Source organism: Flavobacterium johnsoniae UW101 (assembly GCF_000016645.1).
Taxonomy (GTDB): domain Bacteria; phylum Bacteroidota; class Bacteroidia; order Flavobacteriales; family Flavobacteriaceae; genus Flavobacterium; species Flavobacterium johnsoniae.
Genome location: NC_009441.1, coordinates 2,080,309 through 2,104,413 on the forward strand (window position 1 = coordinate 2,080,309; position 24,105 = coordinate 2,104,413).

Genomic DNA, 24,105 nt, shown 5'->3' on the forward strand with positions numbered 1-24,105 from the left:
CTAAAAAAAAAGAGAAAAAAGAGAGTTTTATATACCAGTTTTTTATTCTAGTCCTAAAAGACCTTTAGCAAGTGGAGACTCAACTTATGTTATAAATTATCTAAAGAAGGTAAAGAAGGCAAGGAATTTACTGTTAAATATATGGTGTATAAAGGAAACTATTCTATATCTATTGGTGGAGAAGAGACAACCGATTAAAAGTTTTTTTTTATAATCTTATTTAATAGATCTTTTCTTTAAATCTTTAAAAATCTTTTTTAAAGCTCCTGTCATTAAAGCATTTGAATTTTTGTAAAAAACAACATTGTCAGCAAGTTTACTTGATTTTTCTGTTTCCCACATCGATTTTGTATTGGCTTTATTAGTGATGCCTATAACGTTTTGCGAATAAATAATTTGCTGTAAATTCAAATCGTATATTTCCAGAATTACTGAAGCTTCATTTTTTCCTGAGCTGTAGTCATCTGGGTAAAGTTCTACAGATGATAAGTCGCTTTTATTTTTTTTTGTAGAAATATTAATAAAAAAATCAAAGCCTGTTCCGTCTTTAAGTTCTTTTATTTTGACGCTGTTGGGGTTTAAATTAATCTTTCGGGTAACAAGCAGTCCTTTTACGTCATGAATGTAAAATATACGATCTCCTAAGTTCTTTTTAAAAAAAGTTAGAGACTCTTCGGTTAACTTGTCTTTGGAATTTTTGGGACAATCTAATTCATTTAGCAGCCATTTTCCAGATGTAAAATCAACTCCGGTTCTCTGCCCGATCATAAACATATAATGTGGCGATTGGCAGGATGAAAAAATAAAAAGAAAAACAAAGCCGAATACTAAATACATTGATTTAAAATTATCCATACGCCATAATTGATTTGCTTCAAATATAGTTTTAAATATATAGTTTTAAGATTTTTCTTTGAAAAAAATGAAAATCCCAAATTCCAATTGCTTGAATCAGAATTTGGGATTTTTTTATTATTGGAATTTAACTTCTTAAATCGAATTTAAAAAACCGCTGTTGTTTTTAAAAACCTCTTGGTTTACTTCATCTATATAGGTCAAAAGTTCATCTTTTCCAATAGATTCTGTTGATGAGGTTACAAAATACTGAGGCATTTCTGCCCAGTTGTTGGCATACATCTGTTTGCGGTAAGCCGCAATATGCGAATCGATTTTTCCTTTACTAATTTTGTCTGCTTTGGTAAAAATAATGCAGAACGGAATTTCACTTTCACCCATATACGACATAAATTCAATGTCTATTTTTTGGGCTTCATGGCGAATATCAATCAAAACAAAAGCGCAGACTAACTGTTCTCTGTTTTCAAAATAATCAGTAATAAACTGCTGGAAAATTGATTTCGTTTTTTTTGAAACTTTAGCATATCCATAACCGGGCAAATCGACCAAAAACCAATTATTATTGATTTTGAAATGGTTTATAAGCTGGGTTTTTCCAGGTTTTCCAGATGTTTTTGCTAAGTTTTTATGGTTGGTAATCATGTTTATCAACGATGATTTACCAACATTTGATCGGCCTATAAATGCGTATTCCGGCAAAAAATCTTTCGGGCATTTTGCTGCATCAGAATTACTGACAATAAATTCGGCGGTATTAATTTTCATGTTTTTTGGTTTTAAAACCTCCTTTAAATCGAAATTTAGATGCTATAAATTCTTTTCGGTAAGCCATTTCTCAAGAATTTCATTAAATTCCTGAGGATGCTCCATCATAGCAGCGTGTCCACATTTGTCAATCCAGTACAAACTTGAATTAGGCAATAATTTGTCAAATTCTTCAGCAACATTTGGAGGTGTTACTGAGTCATTTTTACCCCAAATGATGCAGGTGTCAACTGTCATTTTTGGTAAATCTTTGGCCATATTATGACGAATTGCGCTCTTGGCAATTGTTAAAGTTTTAATCAGTTTTATGCGGTCATTGGCGGTCGCATATACTTCATCAATAAGCTCCGGAGTTGCAATTTTTGGATCATAAAATACATCTTCAGCTTTCTTTTTAATGTATTCATAATCGCCTCTTCTAGGGTAACTGTCTCCCATTGCGCTTTCATAAAGTCCTGAACTTCCTGTAATTACAAGTCCGGCAACTTTTTCAGGATAAAGCTTTGTATGATACAAGGCAATATGCCCTCCTAGAGAATTTCCAAGAAGAATTACTTTGTCGAAACCTTTAAAAGTGATGAAATCTTTAACGTATTTAGCAAAACTTTTTACGTTCGTTTTTAAAATGCTTTGTGTGTATATTGGCAAATCCGGAATAACAACTTTATATCCTTTCGTTGGGAAATATTGTGCTACACCATCAAAGTTACTTAGACCTCCCATTAACCCATGCAAAATAACGATAGGGGTTCCTTCTCCTGCTTCAAAATAGCTGTATTTGCCTTCTTTTTTATAGTGTTTGTCCATCTAATCTAATGCCAATTTCAATTTCGACAAATATAGGGTTAAATAAATAAAAATGGATTTTTGCTGCCATTTTTTAACTACATAATTTTAGTAGAACTTATAACTGTTTAAAAATCAGCTTTTAAAACAGTTTTGCGAATATTATGTAAATGTTAAATTCATTGCATTATAATTAATTTTTTAAGAGAAATGCTACTTAATTTTTTTAATTGTTAAAAGAATCATTCTGCAGGCTGATTAATATCTAAAGTGTTGATTGATCAATGTTTATGTAAAGTGGTAGTAAATGGCTTAAACTTATCAACAAAGTGGTAGTAAGTGGTAATATGTGGTAAAATTTTTTATATTTTTGCTGTATAACATGTTAAGTAGTTTTTCTTGAATACAATTGTAGGGACATATGAGTGTAAAGTCGATGCAAAAGGGAGGTTAATGATACCTGCGCCTTTAAAAAAGCAATTGGCTTCGTCACTTCAGGACGGTTTTGTCTTGAAGCGCTCGGTGTTTCAGCAGTGTTTAGAATTGTATCCAATGGATGAATGGAATTTGATGATGGCGAAAATTAACAAGTTGAATCGTTTTGTAAAAAAGAACAATGATTTCATTCGAAGATTTACTGCTGGTGTTAAAGTGGTAGAAATTGATGCATTGGGAAGATTGTTAGTGCCAAAAGATTTGGTGACATTTTCAGGTATTTCTAAAGATGTGGTTTTTTCATCTGCGGTTAATATTGTGGAAATTTGGGATAAAGATTTATACGAAAAATCAATAAGCGGCGAAGATATGGATTTTGCCGATTTAGCCGAGGAAGTAATGGGAAATATTAATGACGACGACAATGGAATATCATAATCCGGTTTTACTTCATCCAACGGTTGATGGTTTAGATATTAAGCCAGACGGCATTTATGTAGATGTAACGTTTGGCGGCGGCGGGCACTCAAAAGAAATTTTGAGACGTTTAGGGCCAAACGGAAAATTGTTTGCTTTTGATCAGGATGAAGATGCGCTGGCAAATGCGCTGCCTGATGAGAGGTTTACCTTAATTAATGAGAATTTTAGATTTATAAAAAGATTTCTTCGTTTTCATGGAATAAAAGCAGTAGATGGGATCTTGGCAGATTTAGGAGTTTCATCACATCAGTTCGATGTTCCGGAGAGAGGTTTTTCAACAAGATTCGATGCTGAGCTGGATATGCGGATGAGTCAAAAAAATGACTTAAATGCTTACCGGGTGGTAAATGAATATGAAGAACAGGATTTACGTCGTGTTTTTTTTGATTATGGGGAATTGAAAAATGCACCAGTGCTGGCAAGAACAATTGTAGAAGCCAGACATCATAGACCAATAAAAACGACCGATGAATTAAAAGAAGTTTTGAAAAAATATTTACCGGAGAAAGTTCGAAATAAAATATTGGCTCAAATCTATCAGGCGATTCGAATCGAGGTAAATCAGGAAATGGATGTTTTAAAAGAATTTATAGAGCAGTCTCTTGAAATTTTAAAACCGGGCGGAAGATTCTCTGTAATCTCATACCACTCTTTAGAAGACAGACTGGTAAAAAGATTTATTAAAAACGGAATGTTTGAAGGAGAGCCAGAGAGAGATTTTTACGGAAACTTCTCGGTGCCGTTTAAAACAATAGGAAAACTGATTGTTCCGGATGATGAGGAAATCAAAATTAACAATAGAGCAAGAAGTGCAAAATTGAGAATTGCCGAAAAGATATAATACATATATATAGGTAGAAAATGAAAAGTGGAGTATTCAGCATATTAAAAGCAAGATTTCTAATAAACGACGATGCCGTAAAAAACTGGCGTTTCATTGTTTTTATAATTCTGCTTGCGATTCTGATGATTGCAAATACACAACGATATGAGCAAAAGGTTTTTGAAATAGCAAAACTAAACAATGAAGTAAAAGAACTAAGATCAGAATTTGTAGATCGACGTTCAGAATTAATGAAGCTGAAAATGGAGTCGACGATATCAGATAAAATGCTCGAAAAGCAGATTTTTCCATCAACGGTGCCTCCTGTAAAAATAGAAGTTAAAAAAGAAGAAGAAAAAAGTTTCTTTAAAAGAATATGGCAGTAGACGATAAACATATATCCTACAGAATTTACCTCGTAGCAGTTTTCATCTTTTTGATGGCAATTGCTATTGTCGTTAAATTAACCAATATTCAATGGGTTGAAGGAGATTATTACAGAAAACTGGCGAAACAGCGTACAGTAAGAAATTTTGTAATTCCGGCAAATAAAGGAAATATTTATTCTGCCGACGGAAGTTTACTGGCAACATCAATTCCAAATTATGAAATTCGTTTTGATGCAAAAGCGCCAAAAACAGAAACTTTTGAGAAATATGTAAAACAATTGTCAGATTCTCTGGAAACTGTTTTAGACAGACCATCAGGTTATTACGAAAAAGAATTAAGAAAAGCGAGAGCCAATAAAAACCGTTATTATTTAATTGCCCGCAACCTAAGTTATACCGAATATGTGAAAATTAAAGGATTTCCATTATTCAATTTAGGTGCTTTTAAAGGCGGAATTATCGTAGAGCAGGAAACCGTTAGAAAACATCCGATAGGTAAAATTGCCGAAAGAACAATTGGTTATGACCGAATTGACCCGGCAACCGGAGTTGAAGTTGGAAAAGGAATCGAATGGGCTTTTAAAAACTATCTAAACGGAAAAGACGGAAAAATTCTAAAACAAAAAATTGCAAAAGGACAGTGGAAACCGATTCGTGATGTAAACGAAGTAGATCCAATTGACGGCTACGATGTAATTTCGACTATAGATGTTTTTATTCAGGATATTGCACATCACGCTTTATTAAAACAATTAGAAGATTACGAAGCAGATCACGGTTGTGTTGTGGTTATGGAAACACAAACAGGTCATGTAAAAGCAATTTCAAATTTAGGAAGAGCAGAAGACGGATCGTATTACGAAACAACAAATTATGCTATTGCTGAATCTCAGGAACCCGGATCGACTTTTAAACTAGTTGATTTAATGGCGATTTTAGAAGATAAAGTGGCAGATACAAGTAAGGTTTATGATAGTCAGGGTGGTGTAGTTAAATATTATGGAAAATCAGTCCGCGATTCGCATCATGGCGGTTATGGAAAAGTTTCATTAGCCCGCGGATTTGAGCTTTCGTCAAACACCGTAATGGTTCAGGCTGTTTATGAAAATTACAAAAATAATCCATCGAAGTTTGTAAATCATATCAAAAGCTGGGGATTAAATAAAACTTTGGGCTTGCATTTTAAAGGAGAAGGAAGACCTTATATTCCGCAGCCGGGAGACAAACATTGGTCAGGAACTACACTTCCGTGGATGGCTTTTGGATATAATGTTTCGGTTACACCAATGCAGACACTGGCATTTTACAATTCAGTTGCAAATGATGGTGTAATGGTTAAACCGCAGTTTGTATCTGAAATTAAAGAATGGAATAAAACGATTAAAAAGTTTGATGTCGAAGTAATAAACCCAAGAGTCTGCTCGCCTGAGACTTTGAAGAAAGTAAGAGCGGTTTTGCAAAATGTGGTTAAAAAAGGAACGGGTTCTAAACTGTATTCGAAAGATTTTTCAATGGCAGGAAAAACAGGAACAGCTCAGGTTAATTACGGCGGGAAAGAAGGAAAATCAGCATTGTATTATGCGTCTTCTTTCGTTGGATATTTTCCGGCAGATCATCCAAAATATTCTTGTATTGTAGTGGTTCACAAACCCAATACTGCTAGAAATAATTATTATGGAGCAGACGTTGCAGGACCGGTTTTTAAAAGAATCGCTCAAAAAATATTTACAGATGCGCCATCAACCAATAAAATAAAACAACTGGATTCTAAGATTGCAAAACAGGAAGTCAGTTATGAAAAATATGAAAAGGAGGCTAATAAAAAATTAAGCCAGATTCCTGATTTAAAAGGAATGCCGGGAATGGATGCGATTGCTTTGCTGGAAAATTTAGGTTTGAAAGTAAAAGTAAATGGAATGGGGAAAGTAAAAAATCAATCGATTCAAGCTGGAACCAGTATTAGCAAAAACACAACAATTGTATTAGAATTATCGTGAAAGTATTAAAAGACATATTATATAAAGTAACTATTGAATCTGTAACAGGTTCAACAGATATTGATATTCAGAAAATCGAATTTGATTCACGCAAAGTAGAATCAAATGATGTTTTTGTGGCAATTCGCGGTTCACTTTCTGATGGACACGATTATATTGAAAAAGCAATTCAGTTAGGTGCAAAAGCTATTATCTGCGACAAACTTCCTGAAAATATTCAGAAAGACGTTACTTATATTCAGGTCAAAGATACCAATACAGCTTTGGCTTTTATGGCAGCTAATTATTTTGGAGATCCATCTGCAAAACTAAAATTAGTCGGCGTAACAGGTACAAACGGAAAAACGACAATTGCATCATTATTGTTTCAGCTGTTTGAAAAAGCAGGCTTTAAAGTCGGCTTATTATCAACAGTAAAAATTGTAGTTGATAAAACAGAATATCCGGCGACACACACAACACCAGATTCTTTAACCATAAATCATTATTTAAATGAAATGGCTGAAGCTGGAGTTACGCACTGTTTTATGGAAGTAAGTTCACACGGAATCCACCAAAAACGTACTGAAGCTTTGCATTTTGTGGGCGGAATTTTCACGAATCTTTCGCATGATCACTTAGATTATCACCCAACGTTTGCTGAATATAGAGACGTAAAAAAATCATTTTTTGATTCTCTGCCAAAAACTGCTTTTGTATTATCAAACATTGATGATAAAAATGGTTCAGTAATGCTGCAAAATACTGCTGCTAAAAAACTGACTTACGCTTTGAAATCTTATGCAGATTACAGAGCTCAGATTTTAGAAAGCCAGTTGTCCGGATTATTACTGAAAGTTAATGATAATGAAGTTTGGGTAAAACTAATTGGGACTTTCAACGCTTACAATGTTTTAGCTATTTATGGTACTGCAGTAGAGCTTGGAATTGATAGTTTAGAAGCGTTGCGTTTATTGTCTGATTTAGAAAGTGTTTCGGGGCGTTTTCAGTATATCGTTTCAGATAACGGAATTACAGCTGTTGTAGATTATGCACATACGCCGGATGCATTAGAAAATGTTCTAAAGACGATAAATGATATCCGTACTAAAAACGAACAATTGATTACAGTTGTGGGATGCGGCGGAAATCGTGATAAAACAAAAAGACCAATTATGGCAAAAATTGCGACAGATCTTAGTGATAAAGCAATTTTAACATCAGACAACCCAAGAAACGAAGATCCCGAAGTGATTTTGGATGAAATGGAACAAGGTGTTGAAGGTCATAATTATAAAAAAGTACTGAGAATTACCGACAGAAAACAAGCTATTAAAACAGCTTGCCAATTAGCTCAGTCAAAAGATATCATTTTAATTGCCGGTAAAGGACACGAGACTTATCAGGAAATAAATGGGGTTCGCCATCATTTTGATGATATGGAGACAGTAAAAGAAATTTTAGAACAACTGAATAAATAATAAAAGATTTTAAGTTCAAATACCACCACACAATTGGAATTTGGAATTTCAAAATTGGAATTTAAAAAATAGAGAAATATGCTGTACTATTTATTTGAATATTTTGACAAAACACTAGATGTGCCTGGAACAGGAGTTTTCCAGTACATTACTTTTAGATCGGCTTTAGCATTCATGCTTTCATTGCTTTTGTCAACTATTTATGGTAAAAGGGTGATTAACTTTTTGCGTCGTCAGCAAGTGGGAGAAACTGTACGTGAATTGGGTCTTGCGGGTCAAAACGAAAAAGCAGGTACACCTACAATGGGAGGATTAATTATCATTTTTGCCACATTGGTTCCGGTTTTCTTATTTGCCAGACTGCACAACATTTATATCGTGTTGCTTATTGTAACTACTTTGTGGATGGGAACTATTGGTTTTGTTGACGATTATATCAAAATATTTAAAAAAGATAAACAAGGATTAAAAGGAATTTTTAAAGTTATTGGTCAGGTTGGTCTTGGAATTATTGTTGGTGCAGTTTTGTATTTTAATCCTGCTGTTACAGTAAGAACAGATACAGGAAAAACAGATGTTTTTAAAACCGCAGCAAATACAACAGTTGTACTGCCTGCTCCGGTTGAGGAAAAATCTACAGCAACAACAATTCCTTTCGTAAAAAACAACGAATTTGATTATGCAGAAGTTCTTTCTTTTATGGGAGACGGATACGAAAAATGGGCTTGGTTAGTATTTATTCCGGTAGTGATTTTCATAATCACAGCGGTTTCCAATGGAGCTAATTTGACGGACGGAATCGATGGTCTTGCTGCCGGAACCTCCGCAGTTTCTGTCCTCGCGCTCGGGATATTTACATTCGTTTCAGGAAATATCATTTTCTCAAATTATCTGAATATTATGTACATCCCTAATTCGGGAGAAATGACCGTCTTTATCTCGGCCTTTGTTGGAGCATTGATTGGATTTCTTTGGTACAATTCATTTCCCGCATCCGTATTTATGGGAGATACAGGAAGTTTAACAATTGGAGGAATCATTGCCGTATTAGCTATTGCAGTTCGTAAAGAAATATTAATTGTTTTATTCTGCGGAATTTTCCTTGCCGAAAGTGCTTCAGTAATTATTCAGGTAACCTATTTTAAATATACAAAAAAGCGTTTTGGCGAAGGCCGAAGAATTTTTCTGATGTCACCGCTGCATCATCATTACCAGAAAAAAGGATACCACGAAAGTAAAATCGTAACCCGTTTCTGGATTGTTGCTGTAATGTTAGCCATATTATCAATCGTTACTTTAAAACTAAGATAGATGAGATTAGTGGTATTAGGTGGAGGAGAAAGCGGGGTTGGAACCGCTATTCTCGGGAAGAAAAAGGGATACGACGTTTTTGTATCGGATTTTGGAAAGATAAAAGAGAGTTATAAAGAAGTTCTTATCATTAATAAGATTGACTGGGAAGAAGAACAGCATACTGAAGATTTGATTTTGAATGCTGATGTGGTGATGAAAAGCCCCGGAATTCCGGATAAATCTCCGATAATAAAAAAACTGGTTGCGGCGGGAGTAAAAGTGATTTCGGAAATAGAATTTGCAAAACCTTTTACAGAAGCATTAACGATAGGAATTACCGGAAGTAATGGTAAAACGACAACCACAATGCTTACGCATCATTTACTAAAATCGGCCGGACTCAATGTAGGTTTGGGAGGAAATATAGGAAAGAGTTTTGCCTGGCAGGTAGCCGAAAATAAATACGACGCATACGTTCTTGAATTAAGCAGTTTTCAGTTAGACGGAATAATAGATTACCGGCCGGATATCGCCATAATAACCAATATCAGCCCGGATCATTTAGATCGATACGAATATAAATATGAAAATTATATCAATTCGAAATTTCGAATAACGATGAACCAAACCGAAAGTGATTATCTCATTTACGATGCAGACGATGAGGCAAGCACAGAATGGTTAAAAAACAACAAAACAAAAGCAAAATTAATTCCTTTTTCATTGACCAAAACATTCGATGAAGGGGCTTCTATAAATAACAACAAAATGGAAATAAAGATCAACCAAGAAGAGTTTACAATGGAAACAGAACACATTGCGTTAGAAGGAAAACATAATATGAAAAACGCAATGGCAGCAAGCTCTGTAGCAAAATTGATGCAAATTAGAAATGCAACGATTCGTGAAAGTTTATCTAATTTTCAAGGTGTTGAACACCGTTTAGAAAAAGTATTAAAAATTCAGAATGTACAATATATCAACGATTCAAAAGCAACAAATGTAAACGCTACTTTCTTTGCTTTAGATAGTATGAATGTTCCAACGGTTTGGATTGTAGGAGGGGTTGATAAAGGAAACGATTACAATGAATTAATGTCATTAGTTCGCGAAAAAGTAAAAGCAATTATCTGCCTAGGAATCGACAACCGTAAAATTATCGACGCTTTTGGAGCTGTAGTAGATATTATGGTTGAAGTAAATAACATGAATGATGCAGTAAAAACTGCTCAAAGATTAACAGAAAAAGGTGATGCTGTTTTATTGTCTCCAGCCTGCGCGAGTTTCGATTTATTCGAAAACTACGAAGACAGAGGGAAGCAATTCAAGCAAGCAGTTCATAACTTGTAGAAAATAGTTTAAAGTTTCACGTTTCAGGTTTCAAGTTCGACACCTGAAACGTGAGGCCTGAAACAAAAAAACTTGAAACAAAACAACAAATGAAGGAGCTGGTTAACAAACTAAAAGGAGATAGAGTAATATGGTCATTCGTGGCCTTATTGGCGTTGTTTTCGTTTATGCCTGTTTTTAGTGCGAGCAGTAACCTGGCGTATATAGGTCACGGAACCGGAAACACATTGGGTTATTTAGTAAAACACTTAGCTCACGTCTGCATCGGTTTTTTAATTATTTACTGGGTTCACAAAGTACCGTACCATTATTTCAGGGCAATTTCAAAAATTGCACTTCCGGTAGTCTGGCTGTTGTTATTGTACACTTTGTTGAAAGGAACTGTAATTGCAGGAGCAAATGCAAGCCGTTGGATTCAGGTGCCGTTCATTGGAATTACGTTTCAGACATCAACATTAGCGGCAAGCGTATTGTTTATTTATGTAGCGCGCTATTTGTCAAAAACCAAAGAAGAAAATGAGCCGTTTCAAACCTCATTTATTCAGCTTTGGATACCGGTTTTTATCACTTTAGCATTAATATTACCAGCCAACTTTTCGACCACAGCGTTGATATTTTCAATGGTAATGATGCTTACGTTTATTGGTAAATATCCGTTAAAATACATTGCTTTTATTATTGGGTCAGGAATAGCGATGTTAGCGTTTTTCCTTTTGGTGGCAAAAGCATTCCCTGAATCAAGATTTTTCAGCAGGGTTTCAACATGGGAAAGTCGTATCATGAATTTTACGACAGATAAACCGGATGAAGATGATTATCAGATTGAAAAGGCAAAAATTGCAATCGCATCAGGAAAATTAGGAGGATTAGGACCTGGAAAAAGCGTTCAAAAGAACTTTTTACCGCAATCTTCTTCTGATTTTATTTACGCCATTGTAGTAGAAGAATATGGTTTAGTAGGCGGTGTTTCAATATTAGTTCTGTATTTATTGTTATTGTTCCGATTTGTGATTGCATCGCATAAAGCCAATACCTTGTTCGGAAAATTAGTTGTCGTCGGCCTCGGATTTCCGATGATATTTCAGGCCATGATTAATATGGCCGTTGCAGTAGAATTACTGCCCGTAACAGGGCAAACGCTTCCGCTGATAAGTTCCGGAGGTAGTTCGATCTGGATGACCTGTTTCTCTCTCGGAATTATTATTAGTGTAACCAAGAAAGAAGAAGAAATTGCCGAAGAACAAGAAGAAAAAGCAAGAAGAAAAGAAGCGCTTCAAAGATTGATAGATAAGGAACTGGCCGAAGATGATTTGCCGGTTGATGAAAAAGAAGAGATTTACGAAGAAGAAGCGATGTATTCCATCGAAGATAATTCAAGAAATCCAATGAATGCAGTTTTAAATAAATAAAAGGAGTAGAATAGTCATGACAAAGTATAAATTCATACTAAGCGGAGGAGGAACAGGAGGTCATATTTATCCTGCGATTGCGATTGCAAACGAATTAAAATTGCAATTCCCGGATGCTGAATTTCTTTTTGTTGGTGCCAAAGACAAAATGGAAATGCAGAAAGTGCCTCAGGCAGGTTACGAAATAAAAGGTCTTTGGATTGCCGGATTACAGCGAAAACTGACTTTGCAAAATATGATGTTTCCTTTAAAACTGGCATCTAGTTTATTGGAATCAAAAAGAATTATTAAAAAATTCAAACCCAATGTGGTAATTGGTACGGGCGGTTTTGCCAGCGGACCATTATTGCAGGCGGCGGGTTCTGCAGGAATCCCGACAGTAGTTCAGGAGCAGAATTCTTTTCCCGGAATTACAAACAAATTGCTGAGTAAAAAAGCAAATGCCATTTGTGTGGCTTATGAAAATTTAGAAAGATTTTTTCCAAAAGAAAAAATCGTTTTAACAGGGAATCCGGTTCGTCAGGATTTAATTGATATTGATACGAAACGTGACGAAGCGATTGCTTTTTACGGCTTAGATCCAAATAAAAAAACACTGTTGGTTTTAGGAGGAAGTTTAGGAGCAAGGAGAATCAATCAGTTAATTGAAAAAGAACTTCAAAATTTCCTTTCGCAGGACGTTCAGATTATCTGGCAGTGCGGAAAATTATATTTTGAGGATTACAAAAAATACAATCAGCAAAACGTAAAAGTAGTTGATTTTATAGAAAGAATGGATTTTGTGTATGCGGCTGCAGATGTCATTATTTCACGAGCAGGAGCATCATCAGTTTCAGAATTATGTATTGTAGGTAAACCGGTAATTTTTATTCCGTCTCCTAATGTAGCTGAGGATCACCAAACTAAAAATGCTCAGGCAATTGTAGAAGCAAAAGGTGCGATTTTGTTGAAAGAATCTGAGCTTGACAACGAGTTTAGCATTGTTTTTGAAGCGCTGCTGAAAGACGATGGAAAACAAAAACAGCTGAGCGCAAACATTAAAAAACTGGCCCGCCCGGATGCAACAAAAGTAATTGTAGAACAAATTAAAAAGTTGTTATAATATAATATTTTATAAAAATTATACAACACAGAAAATAAATAAGAAGGCTATTTTAGGCAATTTAGGCTTGAAAAGACTTCATAAAACGCAAAGGATTAATTGTTAGTTTCTTACAAAAAAGTAAGAGGCAGTCAAGTCGAAAAAAACATATTTTAAAATGAATTTAAATCAAATAGAAAACGTTTATTTTATAGGTATCGGAGGCATCGGAATGAGTGCTTTGGCCCGTTATTTCAAATACATCGGAAAAAAAGTTTCCGGTTATGATAAAACGCCTTCTATGCTTACAAGTGAATTGATTGAAAGCGGTATTGATATTCATTTTGAAGACAACATCAATTTAATTCCATCTAATTATTATGTAGAGAATACGCTGGTAATTTTTACGCCTGCGGTTCCAGCCTCACATTCAGAATGGCATTATTTTATTGAAAGAAATTACCAAATTAAAAAACGAGCAGAGGTTTTAGGAATTATCACTAAGGATACTTTTAGTTTTGCAGTTGCCGGAACACACGGTAAAACCACAACATCTAGTATTTTAGGACATATTCTACACCAAAGCGGGGCAGATGTTACAGCCTTTGTAGGTGGTATTGTAGAAAATTACAATTCAAACTTAATTGGAACCGGAAAAACGGTAACCGTTGTAGAGGCTGATGAATTTGATCGTTCATTCCTTCATTTGCATCCTGATATTGCCTGCGTTACCTCAATGGATGCAGATCATTTGGATATTTATGGAACAAGTGATGCAATTCAGGCTTCGTTTATTGAATTTGCCTCGAAAGTAGAAGATAAAAGCAAATTGTTTATAACCAAAGAATTACCTCTTGAAGGTGTTCAATGTGCTATAAATGAAGATGCAGTGTATAAAGCCTATAATGTTCGAATTGAAGATGGAAATTATGTTTTTGATGTGCAGACGCCGTCAGAAATTATGAAAGACCTTCGTTTTGGACTTCCGGGAAAACACAATTTAATGAATGGGTTAATGGCTATTGCGATGGCGAAAACGTATGGCACCCCGACCGACGCCATTGCAAAAGCTATTGCCTCATTTAATGGAATCAGAAGACGTTTTTCTTATCAAATTAAATCAGATAAGTTAGTTTATATAGATGATTATGCACATCATCCAACAGAAATAAATGCTGTTCATCAGGCAGTTAGAGAGTTGTATCCGGGACGTAAAGTTCTGGCAGTTTTTCAGCCGCATTTGTTTAGCAGAACTAGAGATTTTGCCGACGGATTTGCCGAAAGCCTGTCTCAGTTTGATGAAGTGTTTTTGATGGATATTTATCCGGCACGCGAATTACCAATGGAAGGAATTACATCGCAATGGCTGCTGGATAAAATGACAAACCCGAACAGAAAAATTGTTGCAAAAGAAGATTTATTAGCGGAAATCAAAGCCAGTGATGCGCCAATAATTGTAACAATAGGGGCTGGTGATATTGGTGAAATGGTACCATCAATTAAAAAAATGCTGAATGAAAATATTTAATTGGACAAATATTCGATTAGTACTCATTTTAGGGCTTGTTCTTTTTCTATATTCTTTCGCGCAGCACCGAAATGGAGATAGAAAATTGAAAAAATCTATGGTTGTTTTTGTAGGAGAAAATACGCTTTTTGTAAAGCCGGAAACGGTTAATAAATTGTTGATAGAAAATAAAAGAGACGCTTCCAGTATTAGAAAAGATGAAGTAGATTTGAATAAGATAGAGAAAACCCTTGATGCGCAAGACATGATTGAGAAGTCAGATGTTTTTGTAAGTATCGATGGCGTTCTAAAAGCGGTAGTAAAACAGAAGACACCAATAGCAAGAATCTATAATGGTGATCGCTCTTTTTATATTGACTATGAGGGTGATAAAATGCCCTTGTCAGATAATTTTACGGCGCGAGTTCCTCTTGTTTCTGGGGCAATAAATGAAAAAAATAACGAAGATTTAGCTGCTTTATTTCGCACAATTTACGACGATGCGTTTTTGAGAAAAAACATCATTGCAATACAAATTATGCCTAATGGCAGCCTAAAAATGTTTAACCGAAACTATGATTACGTCATAGATTTTGGTCGTACAATGAATGTTGATAGAAAATTTAGAAACTATAAAGCCTTTTTTCAAAAGGCTGTTTTAGATAGTACGTTATACAAATACAATAAAATTGACCTTAGGTTTACGGAACAAGTAGTTTGCACAAAATAATAGAAGATGGAAAAAGATAACATTGCAGTAGGTCTAGATATTGGAACGACAAAGATAGTTGCCATGATAGGCAAGAAAAATGAGTATGGTAAATTGGAAATTTTGGGTATTGGAAAATCCAAAAGTCTTGGTGTTGCACGTGGTGTGGTAAACAACATTACGCAGACTATTCAATCTATTCAGCAGGCAATCCTTGAAGCAGAAAACAATTCAGGTTATAAAATAAAAGATGTAGTTGTAGGTATCGCCGGGCAGCACATCAGAAGTATTCAGCATACAGATTACATCAGCCGTAATAATCCGGAAGAAGTAATTGGTGAAAAAGATATTCAGCTTTTAATCGATCAGGTAAATAAACTGGCTATGTTACCGGGAGAAGAAATTATTCACGTTCTGCCGCAGGAATTTAAGATCGACGGACAATCTGAAATCAAAGAACCAATTGGAATGTACGGCGGAAGATTAGAATCTAGTTTTCACGTTGTAGTAGGGCAGGCTTCTTCAATCAGAAACGTTGGAAGATGTATTCAGAGTTCAGGAATCGAATTGTCTGGATTAACATTAGAACCATTAGCTTCTGCAGATGCTGTTTTAAGTCAGGAAGAAAAAGAAGCGGGAGTTGCGCTTATCGATATCGGGGGCGGAACAACCGATTTAGCCATTTTTAAAGACGGAATTATTCGTCATACAGCTGTAATTCCTTTTGGAGGAAATGTAATTACAGATGATATTAAAGAAGGCTGTTCGATTATCGAAAAACAAGCAGAGCTTTTAAAAATAAAATTCGGATCAGCATGGCCGGGAGAAAATAAAGACAACGAAATTGTTTCTATTCCTGGTTTAAGAGGCAGAGAACCAAAAGAGATTTCATTAAAAAATCTTTCAAAAATTATCCACGCCCGTGTGGTGGAAATCGTAGAACAGGTTTTTGCAGAAATCAAAGCTTACGGACATGAAGATCCCCGCAAAAAGTTAATTGCAGGAATTGTTCTTACTGGTGGTGGTGCACAATTAAAGCACATTAAACAATTAGTAGAATACATCACTGGTATGGATACCAGAATTGGATATCCAAACGAGCATTTGGCAGGAAACTCAAGCGAAGAAATTTCCAGTCCGTTATTTGCAACAGCAGTTGGTTTAGTAATGAACAGCATCGAAAACAGTACACAAAGTGCTATTAGAATGGAAGTTGTTAATGAACAGCCAAAAGTAGTTTACAGAACCGTTGAACCGCCTGTACAGCAGCCGCGATACGAAGTTGAAGAAAACTACGTTGAAAAAGTAGAAACTATGGAACACGCAAGAGAAGTTAAAACAACTAAGGCTGGACCAGAATCTACAGAAACAAAAATCAGAAGATCATTTTTTGATAGATATGTCGACAAAATCAAAGATTTTTTAGACAACGCAGAATAATAAAAGAGAAGGATTACTTTCTTGCCCCAAGTCAAGAAGTAAAAAATGTACTAAATAAGAATTTCAAAAAACCAAAAAGATGATGAGCAACTCAGAATTTGGAAGTATTTCATTTGATTTACCAAAAAACCAATCAAATGTAATCAAAGTAATAGGTGTAGGTGGAGGAGGAAGCAATGCTATCAACCACATGTTTAAACAAGGTATTAAAGGTGTAGATTTTATAGTTTGTAATACCGATTCACAAGCACTGCAGAACAGTTCAGTGCCTAACAAAATTCAGTTAGGAGTAAATTTAACAGAAGGTCTTGGAGCAGGAGCAAATCCTGACGTAGGACAGCAGTCTGCTATTGAAAGCATTGCCGACATTGAGAAAATGTTAGACCGCGGCACTAAAATGGTATTTATTACCGCTGGTATGGGTGGAGGAACCGGTACTGGTGCAGCTCCCGTTATCGCACAATTAGCAAAAGAAAGAGAAATCCTTACAGTGGGTATCGTGACAATTCCGTTTCAGTTTGAAGGGAAAGTACGTCAGGAGCAGGCACTTTTAGGAATCGAAAAACTACGTAAACAAGTTGACTCTTTAATTGTAATTAACAACAATAAATTAAGAGAAGTTTACGGAAATCTAGGTTTCAAAGCTGGATTCTCTAAAGCAGATGAAGTTTTGGCAACAGCCTCTAGAGGTATTGCTGAAGTAATTACGCACCACTATACTCAAAATATCGATTTACGCGATGCTAAAACAGTTTTGGCAAACAGCGGAACAGCTATTATGGGATCTGCTGTGGCAGAAGGAGAAAACAGAGCAAAAGATGCAATTGTATCTGCATTAGATTCACCATTATTAAATGACAATAAAATTACAGGAGCCAAAAACGTATTGTTGCTTATCGTTTCTGGGTCTAACGAGATAACGCTTGACGAAATCGGAGAAATCAACGATCATATTCAGGCAGAAGCAGGTTACAATGCCAATATCATCATGGGGGTTGGAGAAGACGAAAGCCTTGGTGAAGCTATCGCGGTAACTATTATTGCAACTGGTTTTGACGTTGAACAACAAAACGAGATTGTTAATACTGAGCCTAAAAAAATCATTCATACGTTAGAAGATGAGCAGAGAAGTGTTCATAATTTAACAAACAAACCGCTTACTTCATTTGATTTAAATGCAGAAACACCTACTGCAAAATCAGAGGAGAAGATTGTTTTTGAATTAATGGAAGATACGGTTGCTCCCGTACAAACTCCAGTTGCTCCGGTAACAACACCTACAATCAATCAGGAAGAATTGGTAGTGATGTCTGAGTTCATTAAAAACCTTGATGTAACTTTTGAAATCGTGTCGCCAATTACTGATATTGATTTTAAAATTTCGACTCCTGCTGCAGAACCGGTTCAGGAAGTAAAACCTGTACAGCAAAGAACTTTTGAAAGAGAAGAACAACAAACTACTTTTTCATTTGATTTACCGCTTTTCAAGTCAGAGCCTGAAATTAAAAGAGAACCAATTGCAGAACAAGACAATAAAATTGTTTTTGAACTGTCAAACGAAACTCGCAACATAAAAGTAAACGATCCGGTTTCATTTGTACCGGTAACGGAGCTTTCTGATAAAGGAATTATCAAATATTCGTTAGAAGAATATATGGAAGTTGAGAACGATTTACTAACTTCTAAACCGGTTGAAAAAGTGGTTGAAGATGTTGTTCCTGAAGAATTAAACATTACGTTGAAATCAAGAGCTGATTTTGCAAGCCAGCCAGATTTTTCAACAACTTCAGAAGTTTCTCCAATGGAATTAACAATTGAAGAAACACTTCGTTTAAGAGCTGAAGAAAGAAGAAAGAAACTAAAAGAATTTAATTATAAATTCCACAATAACGTTTCAAGAATAGATGAGCTGGAAAAAGAACCAGCTTACAAAAGATTAGGAATCGATTTGTCGAATTCTCAGTCAAACAATACAAATTCTAGAATTTCGGTTGGAACAGATAGTAACAACGATTTGCAATTGCGTTCAAATAATTCATTTTTGCACGACAACGTAGATTAATTTTACAATCATAATATAAGGATAGCCCGAAAATTGGATTTAATTTTCGGGTTATTTTTTTTATCTTCGCACAGAATTTAGAAATTTGACTTTTAAATTAGTATTTTAAAGACAATATTGTCACCCTGAGCGAAGTCGAAGGGCTTCTTGTCGGAAAGGGCTTCGTCAACGTTTATCCTGAGCGAAGCCGAATGGACTCAGCCTGACAACTAGAATATTATTTAAAATAAAAAATACCTGGTTAATAATCAATTTATAAGCACAGCTTATTCAAATAAAAAAATATAAAGATGAGTTTACAAGCAAAAATCATGGACGAGATCAAAACGGCCATGAAAGCAAAAGATACAGTAGCATTAGAAGCATTAAGAGCAGTAAAATCTGAATTATTATTAGCTTCGACAGCTTCAGGATCTAAAGAAGATTTAAAAGAAGACGAAGAAATTAAATTACTTCAAAGATTAGTAAAAACTCGTAAAGAAAGCGCAAGAATCTTTACAGAGCAAAACCGTCCTGACTTAGCTGAACCAGAATTGGCTCAGGTAGCGGTAATCGAGAAGTTTTTACCAGCTCAGTTAAGCGAAGAAGAAGTAGAAGCTGTAATTGCAAAAATCATTGCAGAAACAGGCGCTTCTGGAATTGCTTCAATGGGTAAAGTTATGGGATTAGCATCTGCTCAATTAGGCGGAACTGCTGAAGGAAAAACCATTTCTACAATTGTGAAAAAATTACTTTCGTAAATAATTTATGATTTTAGTCCCGATAGCTTCGGGACTAAAATCATAAATCTAACATTAACTGACCTCGTAGTTCAACTGGATAGAATATCAGATTTCGGCTCTGAGGGTTGGGGGTTCGAACCCCTCCGGGGTCACATTTAAAACTAAAAAAGCCTGCAAAATATTTTTTTGCAGGCTTTTTTTATGCCTTGAAATTCACTTATAAACAACAAATAAACTACTTTGTATTATTATTGGAAATCTTAATAAAAAAACCGAAATTGAGCTGGAATTAAACTAAATAATAACCCCATCTGCTGAATATTGTTCTAATTTATCAAATTAAACAAAATATATCAATGAGACATACATTAATAATTATGGGATTTTTTACAACAATTTTAAGTTTCTTTGGATGTTCAGGACAAACAAAACAAGAAAGCGATGTGATGATTGTCACTGTTATGGAAGAAAAAAAATTTGAACCATCAAAAGACAAGCTTGTTAATATGCATTTGACTAAACAAACTATATACGGAACTGCGGATAAATATTTATTAGACGAAATTTTTGATCATCTTTATAGTCAGTGCTCAGTTGAGAATCAAAGAGAATATGATATTGTAATGTCATGGAATAAATCAAAACAAGCGGTTTATAAAGTTTGTTTATTTAAAGGAGAAGTAAATAATGGCGGTTATAATCAGTTTTACAACAATTCTGGTGTACAGTATTATAAAGATTTACCAGACGCTTTAAATCTTATTGGAGCTCACAAATTTGCAGACTTAACAAAACGCGCTAATGACACTTTTGAAAAAGAATACGAAAGAGTCACAAAGTATCAGGAAAAATTTGTGGATGACCCATTAGAGGAGTTTGATGATGAGTTTTTTGACTTGAATAAAACTAAAAATCTTGAAAAACTGCTTGTTGACTACATCAGAAAACATAAAAAAGAACTTGTTGATTAATTTTACTGAAGCTTAATCTCTAGAGATGCTGTTTTGAATATTATTGCGTGTTAATTTAAAAGTAAAATCTAAAAAGAAGGCTTCTCAATTAGAGAAGCCTTCTTTTTTTATTATCGAATTATTTTTAGATAAGCGGTGTAAACATTGTCTTTAAGTGAAGTTCGCATATAATATACGTTTTCGTCTTTTTCTTTTAAATCAAACTGAATTAAACCGGCATCACAGTAATAGTAAAGTAAGTTATCATCATTGTCCGGGAATTCAATGTTTGAAACAGGCAGGGTTGTTAATTTTGCATCAAATGCTATTTCTCCATTATTTAAATCCAGCTCAAAAAGTTTCTTTTTACGAGTGTATCCCCAAATGTTTTCACTTTCTTTAAGAATGTATTCGATATTATCATCCTTAAAATCGGTTTTCCAAAGCTGAGTTCCTGTTTTTGAATCAACAGCATAGATAGAAGAAAACTGAGGGCCTTGTGCTGCTAAATATATTTTTTTGTCATGGCACAATATACGTTCCTTTGTATTGTATTGACTTTCATCTAATTTAAATTCCCATACAATATCAAGGTTATTAGGATTTAATGCAAAAAGCACATTTTTTTCATTTGCAATAAATACATTTTCACCATCTGTTACAGGTTTTCCAGTCATGGCTTCCTCAAAGCTTTTTTGGCTTAGTACTTTTCCTGTATCGGCTTCAAAACTATAAACAGTTGAACCGCTTTGAGTAAAAATTTTGTTATTAAAAACTAATGTCTGAATGTCGTTATTTGGAGTGTCTAGTTTGTAATTCCATGCCAGACTTCCGTCTTTTATGTTAAGAGCATAAAGATTACTGCTTCCGTTTTGATTTTGAGCAATGATAAAAAGTTTTCCATTGCTTATAGTTGGAGCCTGATCTTTTAGTATAATTTGATCAGTAATATTGCCCAGTCTTGATTTCCAGAAAAACTCGCCTGATTGATTGTCTACAGCAAAAATTTCACCATTAATAAACGGAACATATACAACACCATCCTGCAATGTAACTTTGTTGCCGCACATTTCCGTATTAGCATCTGAAGGTTTTACGGTCCAGTTAATTGTTTCGGTTTCTAAATCAAATGAAAAAAGTGCGCCGTCGTAATCATAAATAAGCATTGATTCGCCGTCTAATGGGATTTTTTTAACCGGTTTAAAGGCTTTGTTTACAACCATTTCAGCAACGGGAAGTTTATTATTGGCATTGTTAGTTTTACTGGCTGGCGCTTGTCCAAACATATTTACAGCAATAAATGCAAATAAAAATGGTACTAGTGTTTTTTTCATTTTTGAAATTTTGATTTGGGTGATTTTTTTAAGCAGGTATTTTATTTCTGTGTTTTCTTTCTGAAATTTTTAATTAAAACATAAACCGAAAAAACAAAAACAATCAAATACACAATTGCCAGAGCTGGTTTTTCAAATTTTAAAGTTTCAAAGTCAATTTGTTTGTACAATGCTGCACCTACAATGATGGCTACAATACTAAACGTAAATACCGGCACATTATTTTTGTTTTCCATGTTTTGATGTTTTTGATTTATAATTGGTTATTTAATAGTTTCTTCTGCATTTCCAGTTTTTACTTCTCCGGCGCGTTTGTAACTGGCTAAAATTACTCCAGTCGAAGTAACAGTATTTTCGATTAATTCAAATCCTGACGGATGTGCATTATCGTCAAATAGTTTTTTTCCTCTGCCAAGCAGTAAGGGATGAATTTTTAATCTAATTTCATCTACTAAATCATTTTTGAGCAGTAAATGAATAAGTTCGCTGCTTCCCCAAACCTGAATATCTAAACCTTCTGTCTCTTTTAGTTTTTTTATTTCTGCCAGATTTTTGATAAAGATAGAGTTTTTCCAATCTGATTTTTTTCTGGTTTTAGAAAGAACGTATTTATTGCCTTCATTAATATCAGGCCAAAATGCAGCGTTTTTCGGCCAGTAATCTTCCCAAATTTCGAAAGTCTTTCTGCCCAAAAGATAATCTGCCGGTTTTAGCTCATTTTTTACAGCACTGCTATAAGTTTCGTCTCCATAAGGCGCAGTCCATCCTCCATATTTAAATCCGTCTGATTTATCTTCTTTTGGTCCGCCCGGAGCCTGCATTACACCATCCAGCGAAATCATCGACAAAACAATTATTTTTCTCATAATATATTGATTTTGTGTTTATGTAAATTTAATAAACTTATATATTGAGAGGTAAATAAAATTTTATTCAATAACCAGTTTTATATATTTATTTCCGTCTTCATCAATATCTTCGGCATTGTAAGCGCGTTTTCCAATAAGATTTTGAACGGCTTTTTGAGCATCTTCTAAATCACCGCCTAATTCAAGTGTTACAATTCTTGAAGTATTAAAAGCATCTTCGTCAACAAAATCTGAAACATGCAGATAGAATTCGTCCAGAATATCTTCTAGCGGATATTGAGAATCTTCATTTTCTTCTAACTCATATGTTACGGCAAAAACATATAAATCTCCATCTTGTTTGTCAAAATAGATTCCGTTTTCGATTAATTCATAATTAGGCGTATTGTATTTTGGTAATTCAATCTGGCTGATATTCTTCATAATAAGGTAAATATGATTTAAGAAGCTGGTTTTAAGATTATCAAGCGAATATAAAGAAATATTTAATTTCAATTTTATATTTTAGCAAAACAGAGATCAATAAAGCTTTCTGTTTTTTTAATTGAATTAAAACTATGCTTTTTCTCTTTTTAGGTGGAATTTTATTTGGTTTAATAATCGTGTTTAGAATTATTGAACCAACTTATTTACTGCTTTTTAATAAACCGTTGTTTATATTTTGGCATCCTATTTTGAATAAAATGAATGGCGCCGATAAAACAATTTTACGCCGAGAATTTCCATTTTACCTCAATCTTTCAGATAAAAAGAAAGGCTATTTTGAACATCGGGTGAAGTGTTTCATTGATAATTATAATTTTGACGGAAAAGATATTGAAGTTACACAGGAAATGAAACTCATCATTGCCGGAACTTATGTAATGCTGACTTTTGGAATGCGAACCTATCTCATTCACTTATTTGAGAATATTGTCATTTATCCTTCTGTATATTACTCAACCATTAATGATGCATATCATAAAGGAGAATATAATCCGAGAATGAAAACCATTGTTTTTTCATGGGAAGATTTCCTGAGCGGACATCAGACAAAAGATAATATTAATCTTGGACTTCATGAATTTACACATGTCCTGCATTTTCATTCCAGAAAAAGAGCAGATCCTAATGCGATAATATTCTATGATGAATTTACCGAAATAGAAAAGTATTTTGATAAGGAAGACTTAACAAATAGGCTTAAGGAAAAACAATATTTTAGAGATTATGCATATACGAACAAGTTTGAATTTCTTGCCGTAATTCTGGAGCATTTTTTTGAAACTCCGGAAATCTTTAAGAAAGAATTCCCGGAGCTGTTTGAAAATGTAAAAACCATGATTAATTTTAAAGAAGAGGTTTAAATTTTTAGTTTACCATGTCTAAAGTCAGAGAAGTATCGCT

23 protein-coding genes and 1 tRNA gene are annotated in these 24,105 nt (G+C 34.4%); 17 read left to right on the forward strand and 7 right to left on the reverse strand.

Translation table 11 applies throughout. From position 1 onward, the window contains the following. Window positions 1-216: 216 nt before the first annotated feature. The 3 genes from FJOH_RS09330 to FJOH_RS09340 form a co-directional block, all read right to left on the reverse strand. On the reverse strand, window positions 217-837 hold the full coding sequence (locus FJOH_RS09330; RefSeq protein ID WP_123875665.1) for a hypothetical protein: 621 nt from the start codon (window positions 835-837) through the stop codon (window positions 217-219). Between the two features lie 153 nt (window positions 838-990). Beyond that, window positions 991-1,623 carry a ribosome biogenesis GTP-binding protein YihA/YsxC gene (gene yihA / locus FJOH_RS09335; protein WP_012023876.1) on the reverse strand — a complete coding sequence of 211 codons (633 nt, stop codon included), beginning with the start codon at window positions 1,621-1,623 and terminating at the stop codon, window positions 991-993. A gap of 42 nt (window positions 1,624-1,665) precedes the next feature. Beyond that, the gene (locus FJOH_RS09340; RefSeq protein WP_012023877.1) at window positions 1,666-2,430 is read right to left on the reverse strand and encodes an alpha/beta fold hydrolase; all 765 of its coding nucleotides are present in this window, start codon (window positions 2,428-2,430) and stop codon (window positions 1,666-1,668) included. Between the two features lie 378 nt (window positions 2,431-2,808). On the opposite strand from FJOH_RS09340, the gene FJOH_RS09345 reads away from it, so the two are divergent. From FJOH_RS09345 to FJOH_RS09420, 16 genes are all read left to right on the forward strand, one after another. Further along, entirely contained in the window at window positions 2,809-3,282 is a 474-nt protein-coding gene (locus FJOH_RS09345; RefSeq protein WP_044047617.1) for a division/cell wall cluster transcriptional repressor MraZ, read from the forward strand. Continuing rightward, complete coding sequence (rsmH, locus tag FJOH_RS09350) at window positions 3,257-4,165, forward strand: 16S rRNA (cytosine(1402)-N(4))-methyltransferase RsmH (RefSeq protein WP_012023879.1); 909 nt, start codon at window positions 3,257-3,259, stop codon at window positions 4,163-4,165. Before FJOH_RS09345 ends, rsmH begins: the two co-directional genes overlap by 26 nt. Before the next feature lie 20 nt (window positions 4,166-4,185). Beyond that, on the forward strand, window positions 4,186-4,533 hold the full coding sequence (locus FJOH_RS09355) for an FtsL-like putative cell division protein (RefSeq protein ID WP_012023880.1): 348 nt from the start codon (window positions 4,186-4,188) through the stop codon (window positions 4,531-4,533). After that, entirely contained in the window at window positions 4,524-6,533 is a 2,010-nt protein-coding gene (locus FJOH_RS09360; protein WP_012023881.1) for a penicillin-binding protein, read from the forward strand. The genes FJOH_RS09355 and FJOH_RS09360 overlap by 10 nt, the downstream gene beginning before the upstream one ends. Beyond that, window positions 6,530-7,993: a UDP-N-acetylmuramoyl-L-alanyl-D-glutamate--2,6-diaminopimelate ligase gene (locus FJOH_RS09365; protein WP_012023882.1), complete on the forward strand. Its 1,464-nt coding sequence runs from the start codon at window positions 6,530-6,532 to the stop codon at window positions 7,991-7,993. Before FJOH_RS09360 ends, FJOH_RS09365 begins: the two co-directional genes overlap by 4 nt. 78 nt (window positions 7,994-8,071) lie before the next feature. Further along, window positions 8,072-9,304, forward strand: coding sequence for a phospho-N-acetylmuramoyl-pentapeptide-transferase (mraY, locus tag FJOH_RS09370; RefSeq protein ID WP_012023883.1), 1,233 nt, complete (start codon window positions 8,072-8,074; stop codon window positions 9,302-9,304). After that, entirely contained in the window at window positions 9,305-10,636 is a 1,332-nt protein-coding gene (gene murD, locus FJOH_RS09375) for a UDP-N-acetylmuramoyl-L-alanine--D-glutamate ligase (protein WP_012023884.1), read from the forward strand. It begins immediately after the preceding gene. An 89-nt stretch (window positions 10,637-10,725) separates the two neighbouring features. Then, entirely contained in the window at window positions 10,726-12,045 is a 1,320-nt protein-coding gene (locus FJOH_RS09380) for an FtsW/RodA/SpoVE family cell cycle protein (protein ID WP_012023885.1), read from the forward strand. 16 nt (window positions 12,046-12,061) lie between these two features. Continuing rightward, on the forward strand, window positions 12,062-13,147 hold the full coding sequence (gene murG / locus FJOH_RS09385) for an undecaprenyldiphospho-muramoylpentapeptide beta-N-acetylglucosaminyltransferase (RefSeq protein WP_012023886.1): 1,086 nt from the start codon (window positions 12,062-12,064) through the stop codon (window positions 13,145-13,147). Window positions 13,148-13,304: 157 nt separating this feature from the next. Then, window positions 13,305-14,654, forward strand: a complete 1,350-nt coding sequence (gene murC / locus FJOH_RS09390; RefSeq protein ID WP_012023887.1) for a UDP-N-acetylmuramate--L-alanine ligase — start codon at window positions 13,305-13,307, stop codon at window positions 14,652-14,654. Next, complete coding sequence (locus FJOH_RS09395; protein WP_012023888.1) at window positions 14,641-15,363, forward strand: cell division protein FtsQ/DivIB; 723 nt, start codon at window positions 14,641-14,643, stop codon at window positions 15,361-15,363. Before murC ends, FJOH_RS09395 begins: the two co-directional genes overlap by 14 nt. Before the next feature lie 6 nt (window positions 15,364-15,369). Continuing rightward, window positions 15,370-16,782 carry a cell division protein FtsA gene (gene ftsA / locus FJOH_RS09400; RefSeq protein WP_012023889.1) on the forward strand — a complete coding sequence of 471 codons (1,413 nt, stop codon included), beginning with the start codon at window positions 15,370-15,372 and terminating at the stop codon, window positions 16,780-16,782. Between the two features lie 79 nt (window positions 16,783-16,861). Further along, window positions 16,862-18,844 carry a cell division protein FtsZ gene (ftsZ, locus tag FJOH_RS09405; RefSeq protein ID WP_012023890.1) on the forward strand — a complete coding sequence of 661 codons (1,983 nt, stop codon included), beginning with the start codon at window positions 16,862-16,864 and terminating at the stop codon, window positions 18,842-18,844. Window positions 18,845-19,134: 290 nt separating this feature from the next. Next, on the forward strand, window positions 19,135-19,584 hold the full coding sequence (locus FJOH_RS09410) for a GatB/YqeY domain-containing protein (protein ID WP_012023891.1): 450 nt from the start codon (window positions 19,135-19,137) through the stop codon (window positions 19,582-19,584). Window positions 19,585-19,644: 60 nt separating this feature from the next. Beyond that, a tRNA-Arg gene (locus FJOH_RS09415) sits at window positions 19,645-19,718 on the forward strand. Window positions 19,719-19,922: 204 nt separating this feature from the next. Further along, window positions 19,923-20,537, forward strand: coding sequence for a DMP19 family protein (locus FJOH_RS09420; protein WP_012023892.1), 615 nt, complete (start codon window positions 19,923-19,925; stop codon window positions 20,535-20,537). Window positions 20,538-20,647: 110 nt separating this feature from the next. Here the strand turns inward: FJOH_RS09420 and FJOH_RS09425 are convergent, their stop codons facing one another. The 4 genes from FJOH_RS09425 to FJOH_RS09440 all read right to left on the reverse strand — a co-directional run bounded on the left by FJOH_RS09425 (window position 20,648) and on the right by FJOH_RS09440 (window position 23,214). Then, a complete protein-coding gene (locus FJOH_RS09425; protein ID WP_012023893.1) occupies window positions 20,648-21,850 on the reverse strand; it encodes an outer membrane protein assembly factor BamB family protein in 1,203 nt (400 codons plus the stop codon). A gap of 41 nt (window positions 21,851-21,891) precedes the next feature. Beyond that, the gene (locus FJOH_RS09430; RefSeq protein WP_044047621.1) at window positions 21,892-22,086 is read right to left on the reverse strand and encodes a hypothetical protein; all 195 of its coding nucleotides are present in this window, start codon (window positions 22,084-22,086) and stop codon (window positions 21,892-21,894) included. A gap of 27 nt (window positions 22,087-22,113) precedes the next feature. Then, window positions 22,114-22,716 carry a dihydrofolate reductase family protein gene (locus tag FJOH_RS09435; protein WP_012023894.1) on the reverse strand — a complete coding sequence of 201 codons (603 nt, stop codon included), beginning with the start codon at window positions 22,714-22,716 and terminating at the stop codon, window positions 22,114-22,116. A 63-nt stretch (window positions 22,717-22,779) separates the two neighbouring features. Further along, on the reverse strand, window positions 22,780-23,214 hold the full coding sequence (locus FJOH_RS09440; protein ID WP_052295180.1) for a hypothetical protein: 435 nt from the start codon (window positions 23,212-23,214) through the stop codon (window positions 22,780-22,782). Between the two features lie 62 nt (window positions 23,215-23,276). Here FJOH_RS09440 and FJOH_RS09445 point away from each other — a divergent pair, with 62 nt between their 5' ends. Next, window positions 23,277-24,065, forward strand: coding sequence for a zinc-dependent peptidase (locus FJOH_RS09445; RefSeq protein ID WP_012023896.1), 789 nt, complete (start codon window positions 23,277-23,279; stop codon window positions 24,063-24,065). Window positions 24,066-24,105: the final 40 nt, after the last annotated feature.

Bases quoted from the DNA above. Each gene is read 5' to 3' on its own strand.
- FJOH_RS09330 (WP_123875665.1), bottom strand. From the start codon at position 837: ATGTATTTAGTATTCGGCTTTGTTTTTCTTTTTATTTTTTCATCCTGC.
- yihA (WP_012023876.1), bottom strand. From the start codon at position 1,623: ATGAAAATTAATACCGCCGAATTTATTGTCAGTAATTCTGATGCAGCA.
- FJOH_RS09340 (WP_012023877.1), bottom strand. From the start codon at position 2,430: ATGGACAAACACTATAAAAAAGAAGGCAAATACAGCTATTTTGAAGCA.
- rsmH (WP_012023879.1), top strand. From the start codon at position 3,257: ATGACGACGACAATGGAATATCATAATCCGGTTTTACTTCATCCAACG.
- FJOH_RS09355 (WP_012023880.1), top strand. From the start codon at position 4,186: ATGAAAAGTGGAGTATTCAGCATATTAAAAGCAAGATTTCTAATAAAC.
- FJOH_RS09360 (WP_012023881.1), top strand. From the start codon at position 4,524: ATGGCAGTAGACGATAAACATATATCCTACAGAATTTACCTCGTAGCA.
- mraY (WP_012023883.1), top strand. From the start codon at position 8,072: ATGCTGTACTATTTATTTGAATATTTTGACAAAACACTAGATGTGCCT.
- murD (WP_012023884.1), top strand. From the start codon at position 9,305: ATGAGATTAGTGGTATTAGGTGGAGGAGAAAGCGGGGTTGGAACCGCT.
- FJOH_RS09380 (WP_012023885.1), top strand. From the start codon at position 10,726: ATGAAGGAGCTGGTTAACAAACTAAAAGGAGATAGAGTAATATGGTCA.
- murG (WP_012023886.1), top strand. From the start codon at position 12,062: ATGACAAAGTATAAATTCATACTAAGCGGAGGAGGAACAGGAGGTCAT.
- murC (WP_012023887.1), top strand. From the start codon at position 13,305: ATGAATTTAAATCAAATAGAAAACGTTTATTTTATAGGTATCGGAGGC.
- FJOH_RS09395 (WP_012023888.1), top strand. From the start codon at position 14,641: ATGAAAATATTTAATTGGACAAATATTCGATTAGTACTCATTTTAGGG.
- ftsA (WP_012023889.1), top strand. From the start codon at position 15,370: ATGGAAAAAGATAACATTGCAGTAGGTCTAGATATTGGAACGACAAAG.
- ftsZ (WP_012023890.1), top strand. From the start codon at position 16,862: ATGATGAGCAACTCAGAATTTGGAAGTATTTCATTTGATTTACCAAAA.
- FJOH_RS09410 (WP_012023891.1), top strand. From the start codon at position 19,135: ATGAGTTTACAAGCAAAAATCATGGACGAGATCAAAACGGCCATGAAA.
- FJOH_RS09420 (WP_012023892.1), top strand. From the start codon at position 19,923: ATGAGACATACATTAATAATTATGGGATTTTTTACAACAATTTTAAGT.
- FJOH_RS09425 (WP_012023893.1), bottom strand. From the start codon at position 21,850: ATGAAAAAAACACTAGTACCATTTTTATTTGCATTTATTGCTGTAAAT.
- FJOH_RS09430 (WP_044047621.1), bottom strand. From the start codon at position 22,086: ATGGAAAACAAAAATAATGTGCCGGTATTTACGTTTAGTATTGTAGCC.
- FJOH_RS09435 (WP_012023894.1), bottom strand. From the start codon at position 22,716: ATGAGAAAAATAATTGTTTTGTCGATGATTTCGCTGGATGGTGTAATG.
- FJOH_RS09445 (WP_012023896.1), top strand. From the start codon at position 23,277: ATGCTTTTTCTCTTTTTAGGTGGAATTTTATTTGGTTTAATAATCGTG.